This is a genomic window from Streptomyces sp. NPDC001507, assembly GCF_042894765.1.
In the GTDB taxonomy this organism is placed as follows: Bacteria; Actinomycetota; Actinomycetes; order Streptomycetales; family Streptomycetaceae; genus Streptomyces.
Map to the genome: position 1 here is coordinate 210,664 of NZ_JBIAVV010000009.1, position 17,424 is coordinate 228,087.

The window sequence follows — 17,424 nt, forward strand, 5'->3', positions numbered from 1 at the left end:
GGCGAGCCGGAACGTATGCGACAGCACATGTCCGGAACAAGAGCCTGATTCACACAACGTGCCGATTGGCCTTGATCCGCGCCGTATGAACCGCTTGATCCTTTGCGACTGCCAACCCTCAACTGGCCCACAGGGAAAGGAAAGAAAGGGCGCCTTACGCGCCTTGCGGCATTTGGGTGCGCGTGACCTACTTCACGAATTCGCAATAGCGGCAAATCAGACATCAGGGACTATTGGAAACTGCCTTTTCCTGGTTCGGCGGAATAGCGCCCGGCTCGCATTCGTTGGGGTTGGATTCTCGGTTGTCCCCGTCTGGATGATTAGCGAGATTAGTCCGAATTGGTGGCTTGTATCAGCTTATGGTTGATTCGGGTCGGGTGAAGGGAGTGGGCGGGGGCCGCCGACCGGGCTCAACGGCGCAGGTGAGGCTCCTGGTTGGCCGGTCCGGGTGCCGGGAGCGTGTCGAGGGTCGGTGTGCGTATGCGTGATTCTCGTCACGTCGGAGGAGGTGTGTCAGGGGCTCGGGGATCGTCGGTGTGAGTGCCCGTCGTGAGGGCGGAACCTCCTCTGCGGTGTGAGTCGTTGACATGACGGCAGCCTGGGCGGGGACCCGGGCATGAGATGTCCCTGCGAGCCGGGCCGGGGAGCGTGCGCATCCAGGAGGCGCAGGCCGGGGGACGTAGGCCGACGGAACGTGGAGGTCGCCGTGCGTGGTCCCGTGGAGGAAGGGTGTGCGGACGGGTGCGGGATGCCGCCGTTCGTGCATCGGGTGTCCCCGTCGGCCCGGGTGGGCGGTGGAGAGGGGTACGCCCGGGCAGGTGACGTTGGCCGGGGGGAGTGGGGCGGTTTCCGGGCGGCGGCCGTCCGGAGGGTTCGTTGCCGGACGGATGCGGCGCGTCACCCCGGACCCGGGCCCGGCATGGAGACCGGTGCGGGACACGGCTTGGGCCTCGGTTCGCGACAACTGACCGCACTTCCTGTTAAGTCATTGCATGTCAGGTCGTATCAGCTGATCAAAAACATAACGGTCGTGATCCGATAGCGCCCGGGGTGTAACCGTGGGCGCTATCGGTGATCGAAACCTGACCGGATACGCTGACTTGAGTGATGGCAGCGACCTATCGACAAACCGTGTAATCGCCAGTAGACACCAGCAGACAGGAGACCCCTCGTGACCGTCGTCGGGCCGTTCGGGCTGAGCGTGCGGGACCAGGCTCTGGAAGCCGATGTCCAGGCCGGATTGACGGCTGTCGAGGAAGGCTTGCTAGACGCCACCAAGAGCGAGGTCCCGTTCATCACGGAGGCCGCGCAGCACCTCGTGCGGGCCGGGGGGAAGCGGTTCCGTCCGCTGCTGGTGATGCTCGCCGCGCAGTTCGGCGACCCGTACGCGCCCGGTGTCGTGCCGTCGGCCGTCGTCGTCGAGCTCACCCACCTGGCCACGCTGTACCACGACGACGTCATGGACGAGGCGGCCGTACGCCGCGGTGTCGACAGTGCCAACACCCGCTGGGGCAATTCGCTGGCGGTCCTCACCGGCGACTTCCTCTTCGCCCGCGCCTCCCAGATCCTCGCCGACCTCGGTCCCGAGGCGGTCCGGGTCCAGGCCCTCGCGTTCGAACGGCTGGTGACCGGTCAGATCCTGGAGACGGCCGGCCCGTCGGACGGCCGTGACCCGGTCGAGCACTACCTCGACGTGCTCAGCGGCAAGACCGGCTCGCTGGTCGCGGTCTCCTGCCGCTTCGGCGCGATGCTGTCCGGAGCCGACGAGACGGTCGTCGACGTCCTCACCCAGTACGGCGAACGGCTCGGCGTCGCCTTCCAGCTCGCCGACGACGTCCTGGACATCGCCTCCGACTCGCGCGAGTCCGGGAAGACCCCGGGGACGGACCTCCGCGAGGGCGTGCCCACGCTTCCGGTGCTGCGGCTGCGGGAGCGGGCGGCCCGGCTGGGACTGGCCGAGGACATCGCCCTGTGCGAGCTGCTGGACTCCGACCTCACGGACGACGCGCGGCACGCGGAGGCCCTGACGGCGCTGCGGGCGCATCCGGCGCTGGAGCAGGCCCGCCGGGACGCGGTCCGGTACGCGGAGGAGGCGCGGGCCGCGCTGAGTCCGCTCCCGGAATGCGACGCGAAGACGGCGCTCGTGGAGCTGTGCGACGCGGTGGTGCACCGAGCCGGATAGGCCTTCGGCGGCTGCACTCCGGGTGCCGTCGCCGGCGTCCCCTACCGGGCGGACTACGTGTTCGTACGGCACTGAGCGGCGCGGACACAGCACGTGGACCGGCCGGACACGGACCGCCGACCGGTCGGACACGGTACGTGACAGGAGGCCTCTACGCCGCACGACCCCTACGGGTCGGAGACGGCGCCTCCACCCTTGTGTCATACCGCAGGTGTACGCGGAGTTGGCTCCGTGGTCTGACGCTTACCCGCCCCCGATTTGGTGAGATGGAAGCCACGGAAATCACCACCACTCACCGATTCGGGTGAGAATGGCGGCTCAGGGTGGGACACGTGCGAAGACGGCCGCCGCCGACGACGGAGGTAAGGCACACATGGCACCGTACGAATCCGACGACAGCACGGGGGCCGCGCAGGCCGGCGACGAGCCGCGCGACGAGTTGCGCGCCGAGCGACGGCGCAAGGCCGCACGATACGTCGTCCCCGTCGCGGTGGTGGGCGTGGCCGCGGCCACCATCGGCCTGGTCCCGGCGCTCGCCGACTCCGGCGACCCCAACCTGCCGAAGATCACCGCGCAGGAACTCATCGACAAGATCGCCAAGTCGGACGTGCAGCAGCTGTCCGGCACCGTGAAGATCAGTACGGACCTCGGCCTGCCCGACCTCGGTGGCCTGGAGAGCAGCCTGCTGTCCGGGGCGACGCAGGGCAGCGGCGACGGCTCGTCCGCCGACCCGACCAGCAAGCTCACCGAGCTGGCCTCCGGCACGCACACCCTGCGGGTGGCCGCCGACGGCCCCGAGAAGCAGAAGGTGTCGGTGCTGGAGAGCGGCGCCGAGTACAGCCTCATCCACAACGGCACCGACGTGTGGGGCTACGACAGCAAGTCCAACGAGGTCTACCACTCCACCGCCGCCGACTCCGGCAAGGCCGAGCAGCACGAAACCCCGGCCACGCCCAAGAACTTCGCCGACGAGGTCCTCAAGTCGGTCGACGACACCACGTCGGTGACGGTCGACGGCACCGCCCAGGTGGCCGGCCGGGACGCCTACCGGCTCGTCATCAAGCCCAAGAAGTCCGGTACGACGGTCGGCGCGATCAGCATCGCGGTGGACGCCAAGACCGGTACGCCGCTGAAGTTCACGCTCACCCCGTCGAGCGGCGGCGCGGCCGTCGTCGACGCCGGCTACACCCAGGTCAGCTTCGCGAAGCCGGCCGCCTCCACCTTCGACTTCACCCCGCTCAAGGGAGCCAAGGTCACCGAGGGCGACCATGCGGGCAAGGCCGGCAAGACGGCTGGGGGCAACGGGACGGCCCAGGGCGGCAAGGCCTCCGAGGCCCCCGGTGACGGATCCGCCAAGGGCCTCGACAAGTCTGGCTTCGACGTCCTCGGCAAGGGCTGGAACTCCATAGCCGTCCTCGACACCGGCAGCAAGGGAGGCGTGCCCACCGGCTCCGCCTCCGGCGGCGGCGACCTGAGCGGCTTCCTCGGCTCGCTCGGCGACCCCGTCTCCGGCAAGTTCGGCAAGGGCACCGTCTTCTCCACCCGGCTGATCAACGCCCTGATGACGGACGACGGCAAGGTGTACGTCGGTGCCGTGGACAAGGCCGCGCTGGTGAAGGCGGCCAACGCGGGCTAGCAGGGGCGGCGCGGGTGCGGTGGGTACCCTCTGCCGCACGACGAATCGAGGGAGCCGATGGACCGACCGTCCGCCACGGAGCGGCAGCCGGAGGGCTCCGGGGACTCCGGGCACCCCGGGGACTGCGAGCCTGCCGGAGACCTGGGTGACCTGGGGGACGGCGCGCCGGTGGCCGCGGGTGTCATCGACACCCGCGGCCTCACCAAGCGCTACCGCGGAGGACAGCTCGCCGTGGACGGTCTCGACCTGACCGTCCCCGCGGGCAGCGTCTTCGGCTTCCTCGGCCCGAACGGCTCGGGCAAGACCACCACCATCCGCATGCTGATGGGTCTGATCGCACCCACCTCGGGTACCACCCGCGTCCTCGGCCACCCGATGCCGCGCGCCTCCCGCGTCGTACTGCCGCACGTCGGTGCCCTCATCGAGGGCCCGGCGCTGTACGGCTTCCTCTCCGGCCGCGACAACCTGCTGCGGTACGACGCCGCCGACCCGGCCGCCGACCCGCGCACCCGGCGCGCCCGCGTGGAGGCCGCGCTGGACCGGGTGGGTCTCGGGGCCGCCGCCGGGAAGAAGGCGAAGGCCTACTCCCTCGGCATGAAGCAGCGTCTGGGCCTCGCCGCCGCGCTGCTCCAGCCCCGCAGGCTGCTGGTCCTGGACGAGCCGACCAACGGCCTCGACCCGCAGGGCATGCGGGAGATCCGCTCCCTGGTGCGGGAACTGGCCGGGGACGGCACGACCGTGTTCCTCTCCTCCCACCTCCTCGACGAGATCGAGCAGGTCTGCACCCACGCGGCCGTGATGGCGCAGGGCCGGCTGATCGCCCAGGGCGCGATGGCCGACCTGGCGGCCGGGGCGCGTGGCCGGCTCGTGGTGACCACCCCGGACCCCGGTGAGGCGGCCCGGGTACTCAAGGAACAGGGCGTCGCGGACGTCGTCGCCGCCGACGACCGGGTGACCGGCGAGCCGCCCGAGCGCGACCTCGCCGAGATCAATGCGGCGCTCGTCACGGCGGGCGTCCGGGTCCGCGGCTTCACCGTGGAACGGGCCTCGCTGGAGGACGCGTTCGTGGCACTGACCGGAGAGGGCTTCGATGTCGCGGGCTGACCTGGCCGTCGTGGACACGGCGGCCGCACGGCCGAACCCGCTGTGGAGCCTCGGCCTGCTGCGCAGCGAACTCGTCACCACGTTCCGCCGCTGGCGCACCGTCGCCCTGCTCGGCGTGCTGGCGGCGGTGCCGATCCTCGTCGGGGTCGCCGTCAGGATCGAGACGCGCGGCGGCGGTCAGGTCGGCCGGGGCGGCGGCGAAGGCCCGGCGTTCATCAGCCAGGTCACCAACAACGGACTGTTCCTGGTGTTCACGGCGCTGGCCGCGACCCTCCCGTTCTTCCTGCCGATGGCCGTCGGGGTGGTCGCCGGCGACGCGGTCGCGGGCGAGGCCGACGCCGGCACGCTGCGCTATCTCCTGGTCGCCCCGGCGGGCCGCACCCGCCTCCTGCTCGCCAAGTACGCGACGACGATGGCCTTCTGCCTGGTCGCGACCCTGGTGGTGGCGGCCTCCGCGCTCGCCGTCGGCGCGCTCCTCTTCCCGCTCGGCGACCTGACGACGATCTCCGGCACCAGGATCTCCTTCGCCGACGGCCTCGGCCGCGCCCTGCTGATCGCCCTGGTGGTCGCCGCGTCCCTGGCCGGCGTCGCCGCCCTCGGCCTGTTCGTTTCCACCCTGACCAACAGCGGCATCGCGGCGATGGCGACGACCGTGGGCCTGGTCATCACGGTCCAGATCCTCGACCAGATACCCCAGCTGCACGCACTGCAGCCGTACTTCTTCTCCCACTACTGGCTGTCCTTCGCCGACCTGATGCGCGACCCCGTGTACTGGGACGACCTGGTCAAGAACCTGGAGCTGCAGGCCCTGTACACGGCGGTGTTCGGATCGGCGGCCTGGGCACGGTTCACGACGCGGGACATCACCGCCTAGCGGCGCCCGCACCCTCCTGGCCCGGCCCGGGCTCCGGTCCGCCCGCGCCCCGCCGGGGCTCCTTCCTGGTGCGAGGCTGTGACGTCGCGGTGACGCGCGAGTCGTTGCGAGCGGAGACACTGGATCGTACGCACGAGTACGACCTGGGTACGACCGGATGGTGACGCCGGGGGAATGAGGGCCGATGTCCCGACTCAGCCGCGAGGAGAAGCGGGAAGTCCAGCTGGAGGGGCGCCTGGCACCGGTCGACGTCCGGGTGGCGGGCGCGGCCGCTTCCGTGGACGGAGTACCGCTGTTCCCGGGCCCCGGTGAGGAACCCCAGCAAGCGGTCCTCAACCACCTCCAGCGCCTAGCCCGCGCCGCAGGCCGCCCGGTCCTCGCCACCGTCCACGACACCCGCATCGGCTACGTCGTCCCCCTCCAGGTGAACCTGGACGGCTCCAGCAGCTTCACCGGCGACCCGGTACGACTGGCCGCACCGGCCTCCGAGCCGAAGGAACAGCCCGCGCCGAAGGCATCCGCACCGTCCGAACCGGCACCGTCCGAACCGGCACCGGCCCGACCCGCGCTGACGGGACCCGTGCAGGCGGCGGCCCCGCCGTTCCCCCGGCAGGGGGTGCACGCGGAACCGCAACCGCCCGCCGTCCCGCCGGCCCTGCCCGCGCCGTCGGCCCCCTCGGCCGTGGAACCGCCCCTGCCGCCCGCGCCCGGTACCGTGCGCCCGCCCACCGGCGTCTTCGGCCCGCCGCCTGTGATGAACCCTCCTGCCCCCGCTCCGGCCCCTGCAGCCGCCCCCGCGCCCGCCCCCGAAGAGCCGGTGGCCGACCGGTACCCGAACCCGGACCCTGACACCCGCTCCACCCCCACCCCCGCCCGCGGCTTCGACGCGGTCGCCGAGGAGGTGCTCGGGGACGAGCCCGTGACGCTGACGGCGGAAGGGGCCGCGCTGCTCACCGAGCCGGTGGCGGGGATCAACGAGGCCGTCCGGACGGGCCGTATCGAAGTGGCGGCCGAGCTCGCGGAGCGCACCGTCGCCGAGGCCGCCGCGGTCCTCGGCGCCGACCACACCGAGGTACTGCACCTGGGGGAGCTGACCGCGTACATCTCCTACCTGGCTGGCGACCCCGTGCGGGCCTTCCACCTCTCCCTCGACCTGGCCCGGCAGCGCCGGCACGCGGGGGACGGCGAGGCGGCGTACGGGAACGTGCGGAGCGCGGCGACCGCCTGGCGCGCGGTGCGCGACCCCGAACACGGGCTGCGCCTGGGCCGCGAACTGATCGACCTGTGGGCTCGGCTCGCCACCGAGGACGGCCCGGCGGCCGACGACGCCGAGGAACTGGAGTCGGCCCGCGCCCGGATGGCCCGCCTCACGGAACGCGCCCGCCGCGCGGCCGGAAACGCCTGAGCACCGCCACCGTCACTGCACGCAGACCCCGTCACTGCACGCAGAACTCGTTGCCCTCCGGGTCGGCCATCACGGTCCACGCCCCGGAGGGCTCGGAGACATGCCGTACCACGGCAGCGCCCAGCGCCTCCAGGCGCGCCACCTCGTCCGCCCGCTTCCCCTCCCCGGCGTGCAGGTCGATGTGGAGCCTGTTCTTGCCGGACTTCGCCTCCGGCACCCGCTGGAACAGCAGCCGCCGCCCCAGCCCCGTTCCGCGCTCCTCGTCGTACGGGTCGTCCGGGTGCCGTACGGCGATCAGGTCACGGAAGGCGGCACGGCCGTGGTACTCCAGGGTGGCCGCGCCCGGCAGCGCGCCCAGTTCCAGCAGCCGTGCCACGAACGCGCTGTTGTCCTCTGCCACGTAGTGCAGCGCGGCGGCCCAGAAGTCGGCCTGCGCGTGCGGGTCACGGGCGTCGACGACGAGCTTCCAGTGCAGGGGTGCGGGCGTCTGCGTCATGCCGCCCTTATAGCCGACGGCTCTGACGGTCACACCTGACTTGCGGGAGTCTCCGCGACCGGGGCGGCCGGCCGTGGTAGGGGTGCTTCCGCGAGCGCCCGCGCGCCCCGGCGGGCGGTGCGCAGCGCGTCCCAGGTGAGCAGAGCGAGGGCGAGCCAGACCAGGACGAAGCCGGCCCAGCGCGCGGCCGGCATCGCCTCGTGGAAGTAGAGGATGCCGAGCAGGAACTGGAAGACCGGCGCCAGGTACTGCAGCAGGCCGAGTGTGGAGAGCGGCACGCGGATCGCGGCGGCGCCGAAGCAGACCAGCGGGACGGCGGTGACGATGCCGGTGGAGGCCAGCAGGGCGGCATGTCCCGCGCCGTCGTTGACGAAGCTGGACTCGCCGTGGCCGGCCAGCCACAGCAGATAGCCGAGTGCCGGCAGGAACTGGATCGCGGTCTCCGCCGCGAGTGACTCGATGCCGCCGAGGTTGACCTTCTTCTTGACGAGTCCGTAGGTGGCGAAGGAGAAGGCGAGGACGAGGGAGATCCACGGCGGCTGCCCGTAGCCGACGGCCAGGACGACGACGGCGGCGAAGCCGACGCCCACCGCCGCCCACTGCGCGGGCCGCAGCCGTTCCTTCAGCAGCAGCACGCCCATGGCGATGGTCACCAGGGGGTTGATGAAGTAGCCGAGGGAGGCCTCGACCACGTGTCCGGCGTTCACGGCCCAGATGTAGACGCCCCAGTTGACGGTGATCACGGCGGCGGCGACCGTCACCAGGGCCAGCCTGCGCGGCTGGCGCAGCAGCTCGCCCGCCCAGGCCCAGCGCCGTACGAAGACGAGTGCGACGGCGACGAAGACGAGGGACCACACCATCCGGTGGGCCAGGATCTCTATCGACCCGGCGGGCTTCAGCAGCGGCCAGAACAGGGGGACCAGCCCCCACATCCCGTAGGCCGCGAAGCCGTTCACCAGTCCTGTCCGCCGCTCACCCTTCGATATGTCGGCCACCGGCCCTCCTCACACCCAGCTTCAGCCCGCCGGGACGAAGGTAGCGCCGAGCACCCCGGTCTGTCATGGCCGTATCGGCATACGGTCATGACAGACCGGGGTGGGGCGTTTCCGCCGGGATTACTTGAGCGCGGCGGCGATCGCCTCGGAGATCGGGGAGGTCGGGCGTCCGGTCAGGCGGGAGAGGTCGCCGGAGTCGACGACCAGCTCGCCCTTGGCGATGGACGCGTCGACGTCGACCAGGATCGCGGCGAACGTCTCCGGCACGCCGGCGCCGGTCAGGATGCCCTGGAGCACCTCGCCGGGCACGGAGTTGTAGGCGATCTCCCTGCCCGTCTGCCGCGCGATCTCGGCCGCGTACTCGGCGAAGCCCCAGGCCGTGTCGCCGCCGAGCTCGTACGTCTGGTTCTCGTGGCCCTCGCCGGTCAGCACGGCGACCGCGGCGGCCGCGTAGTCGGCGCGGGAGGCCGAGGAGACCCGGCCCTCACCGGCGGCCGCGACGACGGCGTCGTGCGCCAGGACCGGGGCGAGGTTCTCGGTGTAGTTCTCGTGGTACCAGCCGTTGCGCAGCAGGGTGTACGGCAGGCCGGAGGCGAGCAGCACCTCCTCGGTGGCGCGGTGGTCGTCCACCAGCGAGGCGTGCAGGCTGCCCGGGGCGCTGGTGTACGCCAGCAGGGCCACGCCGGCCGCCTTCGCGGCGTCGATGACGACCTTGTGCTGGCCGGGACGGCCCTTGTCGAACTCGTTGCCGGAGATCAGCAGCACCTTGTCGCCGGCGGCGAAGAGCCCGTCGAAGGTCTCGGGGGCGTTGTAGTCCGCGACGGCGATCGTCACGCCCGCGTCGGCGAAGTCGGCGGCCTTGGCCTCGTCGCGCACGACGGCGGTGATCTGCTCGGCCGGGACCTTCTCCAGCAGTTGCGTCACGACGTGACGGCCGAGGTGTCCGGTGGCTCCGGTGACAACGATGCTCATGGTGTGCGATCTCCTTGTGGGGTTCCGTTGTCACTAACCCTAGGAGTAGCGCTAACTAAAGGAAAGTACCCACTTTGAAGTAAGGTACTGGCATGACCGTAAGTGCCGCCGAAGCCGGTGTGCCGGATCCCGCGAATGCCGCGAAGTACGTCGTCGGCGTGGAGATGTGCCCCTACCGCCTGGTCCTTGAGCACGTCACCAGCCGCTGGGGCGTCCTGGTCCTGATCGAGCTCCTCGACCGCCCCCACCGCTTCAGCGAGCTGCGCCGCGCGATCGGCCGGGTCAGCGAGAAGATGCTCACCCAGACCCTGCAGACCCTGGAACGCGACGGCCTCGTCCACCGCGACGCCAAGCCCGTCATCCCGCCCCGGGTCGACTACTCCCTCACCGATCTCGGCCGCGAGGCAGCGCAGCAGGTGCGGGATCTGGCGCTGTGGACCGAGCGGCGGATGGCGGACGTGGAGCGGGCCAGGGAGGCCTACGACGACGCGAAGCGCGCCTGAGGGCCCGTTGAGCTCCGGGAGCGCGAAACTGAGCCTCCGGGAGCGAAACGGGCCCCCGGGAACGCGAACGGGGCCCGGACGCACCGTCCGGGCCCCGCTCTAGGTTTCCTCGGGACAACGTCAGCCCACGACCGTCCAGGTGTCCCCGCCGGCCAGCAGCGCCGCGAGGTCGCCCTTGCCGTGCTGTTCGACCGCGGTGTCCAGCTGCCCGGACATCTCGACGTCGTAGACGGGCCGTTCCACCGAGCGGAAGACGCCGACGGGCGTGTGGTGCAGCGTGTCGGGGTCGGCAAGCCGGGACAGCGCGAAGGCCGTGGTGGGGGAGGCGGAGCGGGCGTCGTGGACGAGGACCTCGGCCTCGTTGTCCGCGGTCACGTCGACCACCTTCAGGTCGCCGGTGAGCCGGTCGCGTACGACACCGCGCGCGCCGTCCGCGCCGAAGCGGATGGGCTTCCCGTGCTCCAGGCGGATCAACGCCTCCTCGGCCGACTGCTTGTCCTTGAGGGCGTCGAAGGCGCCGTCGTTGAAGATGTTGCAGTTCTGGTAGATCTCGATCAGGGCCGTGCCCGGGTGGGCGGCCGCCGCGCGCAGCACCTCGGTGAGGTGCTTGCGGTCGGAGTCGATCGTGCGGGCGACGAAGGACGCCTCCGCGCCGAGCGCCAGCGACACCGGGTTGAACGGAGCGTCCAGCGAGCCCATCGGTGTCGACTTGGTGATTTTGCCGACCTCGGAAGTCGGTGAGTACTGCCCCTTCGTCAACCCGTAGATGCGGTTGTTGAAGAGGAGGATCTTCAGGTTGACGTTGCGGCGCAGGGCGTGGATGAGGTGATTGCCGCCGATGGACAGCGCGTCACCGTCACCGGTCACCACCCACACCGACAGGTCACGCCTGCTGGTCGCCAGCCCGGTCGCGATCGCGGGGGCGCGGCCGTGGATCGAGTGCATGCCGTACGTGTTCATGTAGTACGGGAAGCGCGACGAGCAGCCGATGCCCGAGACGAAGACGATGTTCTCCTTCGCAAGCCCCAGCTCCGGCATGAACCCCTGGACGGCGGCGAGGATCGCGTAGTCACCGCAGCCCGGGCACCAGCGCACCTCCTGGTCGGACTTGAAGTCCTTCATGGACTGCTTGGCCTCGGCCTTGGGGACGAGCTGCAGCAGTCCGTCGGCGGCATGGGCACGGGCCGCGGACTCGGCCCCTGCGTCGGTTCCGGCGTCGGTCATGGCGTCAGTCATGGATGGCCTCCTTGAGCGCCGTGGCGAGCTGCTCGGCCTTGAACGGCATGCCGTTGACCTGGTTGTACGAATGCGCGTCCACCAGGTACTTCGCCCGGATGAGGGTGGCGAGCTGACCCAGGTTCATTTCCGGGATCACCACCTTGTCGTAACTCTTCAGCACGGTGCCGAGATTGCGCGGGAACGGGTTGAGGTGCCGCAGGTGCGCCTGAGCGATCGGCTCGCCGGCCGCGCGCAGCCGCCGAACCGCCGCCGTGATCGGCCCGTACGTCGACCCCCAGCCCAGTACCAGGGTCCTGGCGCCGTCCGGGTCGTCCACCTCGATGTCGGGGACGTCGATGCCGTCGATCTTGGCCTGCCGGGTGCGGACCATGAAGTCGTGGTTGGCGGGGTCGTAGGAGATGTTGCCCGTGCCGTCCTGCTTCTCGATGCCGCCGATGCGGTGCTCCAGGCCGGGCGTGCCGGGAACCGCCCACGGGCGGGCCAGGGTCTGCGGGTCGCGTTTGTACGGCCAGAAGACCTCGGTGCCGTCCTCCAGGGTGTGGTTGGGGCCGCTCGCGAACTGCACCCGCAGGTCGGGCAGCTCCTCCAGCTCCGGGATCCGCCACGGCTCGCTGCCGTTGGCCAGGTAGCCGTCGGACAGCAGCATCACGGGTGTCCGGTAGGTCAGCGCGATCCGGGCCGCCTCCAGCGCCGCGTCGAAGCAGTCGGCCGGCGTCCGCGGGGCGATCACCGGGACCGGCGCCTCGCCGTTGCGGCCGTACATCGCCTGCAGCAGGTCCGCCTGCTCGGTCTTGGTCGGCAGCCCGGTGGACGGCCCGCCCCGCTGGACGTCGACGACCAGCAGCGGGAGCTCCAGCGAGACCGCGAGCCCGACCGTCTCCGCCTTCAGGGCGACACCGGGGCCGGAGGTCGTCGTCACGGCCAGCGAGCCGCCGAAAGCCGCCCCCAGGGCCGCGCCGATGCCGGCGATCTCGTCCTCGGCCTGGAAGGTCCGCACACCGAAGTTCTTGTGCTTGGACAGCTCGTGCAGGATGTCGGAGGCCGGGGTGATCGGGTACGACCCGAGGAACAGCGGCAGATCCGCCTGCCGGGACGCGGTGACCAGGCCGTAGGCGAGGGCCAGGTTCCCGGAGATGTTCCGGTAGGTGCCGACCGGGAAGGCGGTCGTCGCCGGGGCGATCTCGTAGGAGACGGCGAAGTCCTCCGTCGTCTCGCCGAAGTTCCAGCCCGCGCGGAAGGCGACCAGGTTGGCCTTCATGACCTCGGGCTTGCGGGCGAACTTCTGCTGGAGGAATCTCTCCGTGCCCTCGGTCGGCCGGTGGTACATCCATGACAGGAGGCCGAGCGCGAACATGTTCTTGCTGCGCTCGGCCTCCTTGCGGCTGAGGTCGAATTCCTTCAGTGCCTCCACGGTCAGCGTGGTCAGCGGCACCGGATGGAGGCTGTAGCCGTCGAGCGAACCGTCCTCCAGGGGCGAGGTGTCGTAGCCGACCTTCTGCATCGCCCGTTTGGTGAACTCGTCCGTGTTGACGATGATCTCCGCGCCGCGCGGCAGGTCCCCGATGTTCGCCTTCAAGGCGGCCGGGTTCATCGCGACCAGTACGTTCGGAGCGTCACCCGGGGTGAGGATGTCGTGGTCGGCGAAGTGCAGCTGGAACGAGGAAACCCCCGGCAGAGTGCCTGCGGGGGCCCGGATCTCGGCGGGGAAGTTCGGCAGGGTCGACAGATCGTTGCCGAAGGACGCGGTCTCCGACGTGAACCGGTCACCGGTGAGCTGCATACCGTCACCCGAGTCCCCCGCGAACCGGATGATCACCCGATCGAGGCGCCGGACGGCCTTCACACCGCCCGGCTTGCGCTGCTCTCCCACGACGGTTCCGTCGGCCTGTTCCGTTGTCCTGCTGACCTGGCTGGTCACTGAACTGGACCTCCTTCGAGGCGGCTGTCCGGGGGTGGCCGTCCCACGGTCCATCCCGCAATCAACCCTACGTCGGTTAGGGTCGCCTTCCCGTGCCTGCTCGCATGCTGGACGGAGTTCTGAGACGACCTGTCGCCCTGACTTGTCATGATTTTCCCTCCCCCTGGCCGCCTTCCGGCGCCGACACGGTGCCGTCGGCCCGTCAGGAGTTCAGATACGTCAGAACGGCCAGAACACGCCGGTGGTCACCGTCGCTCTGAGAGAGCCCCAGCTTGAGGAAGATGTTGCTGACGTGCTTCTCGACGGCGCCGTCGCTCACGACCAGCTGCCGGGCGATCGCCGAGTTCGTCCGTCCCTCGGCCATCAGCCCCAGCACCTCCCGCTCCCGCGGGGTGAGGCCCGCAAGGACGTCCTGCTTCCGGCTCCGCCCGAGCAACTGGGCGACGACCTCCGGGTCGAGTGCCGTACCCCCTTCGGCGACCCGCACCACCGCGTCCACGAACTCCCGCACCTCGGCGACCCGGTCCTTCAGCAGATACCCCACGCCCCGGCTGGAACCGGCCAGCAGTTCGGTGGCGTAGCGCTCCTCCACGTACTGCGACAGCACCAGCACCCCGAGCCCCGGATGCGCCTTCCGCAGCCGTACGGCGGCCCGCACGCCCTCGTCGGTGTGTGTCGGCGGCATCCGCACGTCCGCGACGACGACGTCCGGCAGCGCGTCCTGGGCATCCAGGTCGGCGATGGTCTTGACCAGTGCCTCCGCGTCCCCGACGCCCGCGACGACGTCATGCCCCCGGTCGGTCAGCAGCCGGGTCAGCCCCTCTCTGAGCAGCACGGAATCCTCGGCGATGACCACCCGCACCCTGTCCTCCACGATCTCCCGGCCCCCCACACCCCGTCCGGCGTACATGCCTGCCCTGTCCGAAAGTCCAGCATTCCAGCATTCGGATCGGAGTGCGTGCGGGTAACGAGAGGAGGCGAACCAAATCAGGCCGCCCGGCCCCAGTCCCTCCGGCGTCTGCGGACGACGACCGGCTGGCACCACATCGCAGCCTGTCCGGCGTTTGAGGACGAGGCCCTCAGGCCGAAGCGGGGGTCCGGGGGCGGCAGCCCCCGAAACGGGTGGTCGGGGGTCCGGGGGCGGCAGCCCCCGAAACGGGCGGTCGCAGGGGGCCCACCCCCTGGAAGGACGGGACGGGTAGGGGCGGCGGGGGCGAAGAACCCGCCGTCAGCCCCGCCAGGGCAGCTCCGCCGTCACCCGCGTGGGCCCACCCACCGGCGAGTCCACCACCAGGATCCCGTCGACCGCGTCCAGCCGCTCGGCCAGCCCCGCCAGACCCGACCCCCGCGCCGTGTCCGCACCCCCCACCCCGTCGTCCACGACCTGCAGCAACAGCCGGTCGGCGCTCCGCCACACGTCGACCGCCGCCTCACTCGCCCGCGCGTGCTTGCTGATGTTCTGCAGCAGTTCGGACACCGTGAAGTACGCGATCCCCTCGATCGCCGCAGCCGGCCGCTCCGCCAGGTCGACCTCCACCCGTACCGGCACCGTGCACCGCGACGCCACCGAGGACAGCGCCGCGTCCAGCCCGCGGTCGGTCAGCACGGCCGGATGGATCCCGCGGGCCAGGTCCCGCAACTCCTGCAGCGCGGTCTTCACCTCACCGTGTGCCTCGTCCACCATCCGTGCCGCGACCTGCGGATCCTCCCGCAGCTTCTCCTTCGCCAGCCCCAGATCCATGGCCAGCGCCACCAGCCGCGCCTGCGCCCCGTCGTGCAGGTCCCGCTCGATGCGCCGCAGGTCGGCGGCGGCCGTGTCCACGACGACCCCGCGGTCCGACTCCAGCTCCACCACCCGCGACGCCAGCTTCGACGGCCCCAGCAGCCCGTTCACCATCACCCGGTCCACCAGCGTCAGTGCCCGGACGATCCACGGCGTGGCCAGCGTGAACAGGAGTCCCACCAACGCGGTCACGGTGATCTCGAACGGGTTGTCGAGGTAGACACTGTGATGCGCGTCGCCGTACAGCTGGATCCCGCCCTGCCCGGCCCACATCGGGAACACCCAGAACCACAGCGGATACGTCAGCAGGGCCCAGCCGTACGCCCAGAAGTTGAGGGCGACGACGAAGGAGAACATCGACCAGGGGAACTGCAGGACCGCGTACAGCAGATGACGCCAGGACGTGCCGCTCTTCAGCACCGCGCCGATCCAGGCGAGGAACCCCGGCTTGCGCATACGCAGCGGCTCCGGGTCGGCCACCTCCAGCTTCAGCAGCCCACGCGCGCGTGCCCGTTCCACTGACCCGAAGCCACGGCACCCGGCGAGGGCGACCGCCAGCAGCGGGATCCCGATGAAGGTCACCAGCAGACCGACACCGAGGGAGAGCATCGTCACGGTCCACACGAACAGCGTGACGCCGACCGGCAGGCCCAGCAGGACATAGCCGAACTCACGCCAGCTGCGCGCCTCGAACGGCGCCCGCAACACCGCCGGCACCCGATGCCGGCGCCCGCCGTACGGCTCGTCTCCGTATCCGTAGCCGTGTCCGTATCCGTGTCCGGGGTCCTGCCCGTACTCGTGTCCGTACTCGTGTCCGTACTCCGTGGCCATCGGCGCCGTCCCGTCCTCTCCCAGCCTCGTCGGCCCTGTCCTGCCGTATCTCCACCCTGCTCTGCCGCAGGTCGGGGAACCATGGAGTCCGTCGGCCTCTTGGAAGGGGGGTTTTCCCCACCCCCAAGCCGCCCTGCGAACCTCCCCACGAGCCGTCCTACGGCCGGTCGCGCCAGGGCAGCTCGGCGGTGACCGTGGTGGGGCCGCCCGCCGGTGAGTCGACGACGAACAGGCCGTCGACCGCGCCCAGCCGGTCCGCGAGCCCGCGCATCCCGGAACCGCCGTCCAGGCTCGCGCCGCCGCGCCCGTCGTCCCGCACCTGGATCAGCAGCCGGTCGTCGGCCCGCCACACGTCCACCGAGGCGGTACGCGCCCCGCTGTGCTTGCTGATGTTCTGCAGCAGTTCGGAGACGGTGAAGTACGCGATGCCCTCGATCGCGGGCGCCGGTCTGGACGGCAGGTCGGCGGTCACCTGGACCGGCACCGTGCAGCGCGAGGCGACCGACGACAGCGCCGCGTCCAATCCCCGGTCGGTCAGCACCGCCGGATGGATGCCGCGGGCGAGGTCCCTGAGCTCCTGCAGCGCCAGTTTGACCTCGCCGTGCGCCTCCTCGACCATCGTGGCGGCGGCGTCGGGGTCCTCCAGCAGCTTCTCCTTCGCCAGGCCGAGCCCCATCGCCAGATTGACGAGCCGCGCCTGCGCCCCGTCGTGCAGATCCCGCTCGATGCGCCGCAGGTCGGCGGCGGCCGTGTCGACGACCACGCCCCGGTCCGACTCCAGTTCGGCGATACGGCGCTCCAGCTCGTCGGAGGGTGACAGCAGGCCGCGCACCATCGCCCGGTCCACGTTCGACAGCCCGCGCGCGACGAACGGCAGCACCGGCCACAGCACGAACAGCGAGACCAGCGTGACGCAGAAGGTGAGAACGCCCCAGGGCAGCCGGATGAAGTCGTACAGCAGCGTCCGCCAGCCCACCGGGTCCTTCAACGTCATCCACAGCCGCCCGGAGCCCGCCCCGCGCCTGGTCCACGGCAACGGGGTCGGCTCCTCCACCCGCACCCCGAGCAGCGCACGCGCGCGTGCCCGCTCCAGCTTCCCCAGCTGCCGAGCGCCCAGCAGGGTTGCGGCGAGCAGGGGGATGCCGATCACCGTCAGCGTCAGTACACCGCTCACCAACCCCGTCGTGACGACGTAGACGAAGCCGAACAGCGACATCGGGAGGTTCAGCAGGAGGTGCGCGATCTCCTTCCAGGTGTGGCCTTCGAAGGCGAAGCGCACGGGCGGCAGTCGCTCGCGGTCCTCGCCGGCGTCGGCATAGCCGGGGGATCGGGGTGCTGGTGCGGTCATATGCGCCAGCGTGCCGTGTGCCGGGGCGCGACGCCATGGAGTTCCCCGCCCGGGTCACCCTGGGGAAAACCCCACCAGGCGGCCCCGGTCCCGTGTCCCCCCTGTCCCACCGCGTGACGGCCTGCTTACCGTGTCTTT

General features: G+C 70.9%; 14 protein-coding genes. 6 read left to right on the forward strand and 8 right to left on the reverse strand.

Annotation, left to right across the window (positions count from 1 at the left end; all coding sequences use genetic code 11):
• Positions 1-1,171 precede the first annotated feature (1,171 nt).
• The 5 genes from ACFY0K_RS28440 (at position 1,172) to ACFY0K_RS28460 (ending at position 7,201) form a co-directional block, all read left to right on the forward strand.
• Positions 1,172-2,182, forward strand: coding sequence for a polyprenyl synthetase family protein (locus ACFY0K_RS28440; protein WP_382725962.1), 1,011 nt, complete (start codon positions 1,172-1,174; stop codon positions 2,180-2,182).
• 373 nt (positions 2,183-2,555) lie between these two features.
• Positions 2,556-3,818 (forward strand): outer membrane lipoprotein carrier protein LolA, encoded by a 1,263-nt coding sequence (locus ACFY0K_RS28445; protein ID WP_390642227.1) that lies wholly within the window; start codon positions 2,556-2,558, stop codon positions 3,816-3,818.
• 57 nt (positions 3,819-3,875) lie between these two features.
• On the forward strand, positions 3,876-4,922 hold the full coding sequence (locus ACFY0K_RS28450) for an ATP-binding cassette domain-containing protein (RefSeq protein ID WP_390642228.1): 1,047 nt from the start codon (positions 3,876-3,878) through the stop codon (positions 4,920-4,922).
• A complete protein-coding gene (locus tag ACFY0K_RS28455) occupies positions 4,909-5,796 on the forward strand; it encodes an ABC transporter permease (RefSeq protein ID WP_390642229.1) in 888 nt (295 codons plus the stop codon). The genes ACFY0K_RS28450 and ACFY0K_RS28455 overlap by 14 nt, the downstream gene beginning before the upstream one ends.
• Positions 5,797-5,980: 184 nt before the next feature.
• The gene (locus tag ACFY0K_RS28460) at positions 5,981-7,201 is read left to right on the forward strand and encodes a tetratricopeptide repeat protein (RefSeq protein ID WP_390642230.1); all 1,221 of its coding nucleotides are present in this window, start codon (positions 5,981-5,983) and stop codon (positions 7,199-7,201) included.
• Positions 7,202-7,232: 31 nt separating this feature from the next.
• Here ACFY0K_RS28460 and ACFY0K_RS28465 read toward each other — a convergent pair whose 3' ends face one another.
• From ACFY0K_RS28465 to ACFY0K_RS28475, 3 genes are all read right to left on the reverse strand, one after another.
• Positions 7,233-7,697: a VOC family protein gene (locus tag ACFY0K_RS28465; RefSeq protein WP_351957538.1), complete on the reverse strand. Its 465-nt coding sequence runs from the start codon at positions 7,695-7,697 to the stop codon at positions 7,233-7,235.
• 29 nt (positions 7,698-7,726) lie between these two features.
• Positions 7,727-8,692: an EamA family transporter RarD gene (gene rarD / locus ACFY0K_RS28470; RefSeq protein WP_390642231.1), complete on the reverse strand. Its 966-nt coding sequence runs from the start codon at positions 8,690-8,692 to the stop codon at positions 7,727-7,729.
• Between the two features lie 120 nt (positions 8,693-8,812).
• A complete protein-coding gene (locus ACFY0K_RS28475) occupies positions 8,813-9,664 on the reverse strand; it encodes an SDR family oxidoreductase (RefSeq protein WP_390642232.1) in 852 nt (283 codons plus the stop codon).
• A 92-nt stretch (positions 9,665-9,756) separates the two neighbouring features.
• Between ACFY0K_RS28475 and ACFY0K_RS28480 the strand changes: the two genes are divergently transcribed.
• Positions 9,757-10,167 (forward strand): winged helix-turn-helix transcriptional regulator, encoded by a 411-nt coding sequence (locus ACFY0K_RS28480; protein WP_390642233.1) that lies wholly within the window; start codon positions 9,757-9,759, stop codon positions 10,165-10,167.
• A 120-nt stretch (positions 10,168-10,287) separates the two neighbouring features.
• Here the strand turns inward: ACFY0K_RS28480 and ACFY0K_RS28485 are convergent, their stop codons facing one another.
• The 5 genes from ACFY0K_RS28485 to ACFY0K_RS28505 form a co-directional block, all read right to left on the reverse strand.
• Positions 10,288-11,289 carry a 2-oxoacid:ferredoxin oxidoreductase subunit beta gene (locus ACFY0K_RS28485; protein WP_390642413.1) on the reverse strand — a complete coding sequence of 334 codons (1,002 nt, stop codon included), beginning with the start codon at positions 11,287-11,289 and terminating at the stop codon, positions 10,288-10,290.
• A gap of 106 nt (positions 11,290-11,395) precedes the next feature.
• Positions 11,396-13,324 carry a 2-oxoacid:acceptor oxidoreductase subunit alpha gene (locus ACFY0K_RS28490; RefSeq protein ID WP_390642234.1) on the reverse strand — a complete coding sequence of 643 codons (1,929 nt, stop codon included), beginning with the start codon at positions 13,322-13,324 and terminating at the stop codon, positions 11,396-11,398.
• Positions 13,325-13,526: 202 nt separating this feature from the next.
• Entirely contained in the window at positions 13,527-14,234 is a 708-nt protein-coding gene (locus ACFY0K_RS28495; RefSeq protein WP_305729047.1) for a response regulator transcription factor, read from the reverse strand.
• Between the two features lie 318 nt (positions 14,235-14,552).
• Positions 14,553-15,938, reverse strand: a complete 1,386-nt coding sequence (locus ACFY0K_RS28500; RefSeq protein WP_390642235.1) for a sensor histidine kinase — start codon at positions 15,936-15,938, stop codon at positions 14,553-14,555.
• 157 nt (positions 15,939-16,095) lie between these two features.
• Positions 16,096-17,286: a sensor histidine kinase gene (locus ACFY0K_RS28505; protein ID WP_390642236.1), complete on the reverse strand. Its 1,191-nt coding sequence runs from the start codon at positions 17,284-17,286 to the stop codon at positions 16,096-16,098.
• Positions 17,287-17,424: the final 138 nt, after the last annotated feature.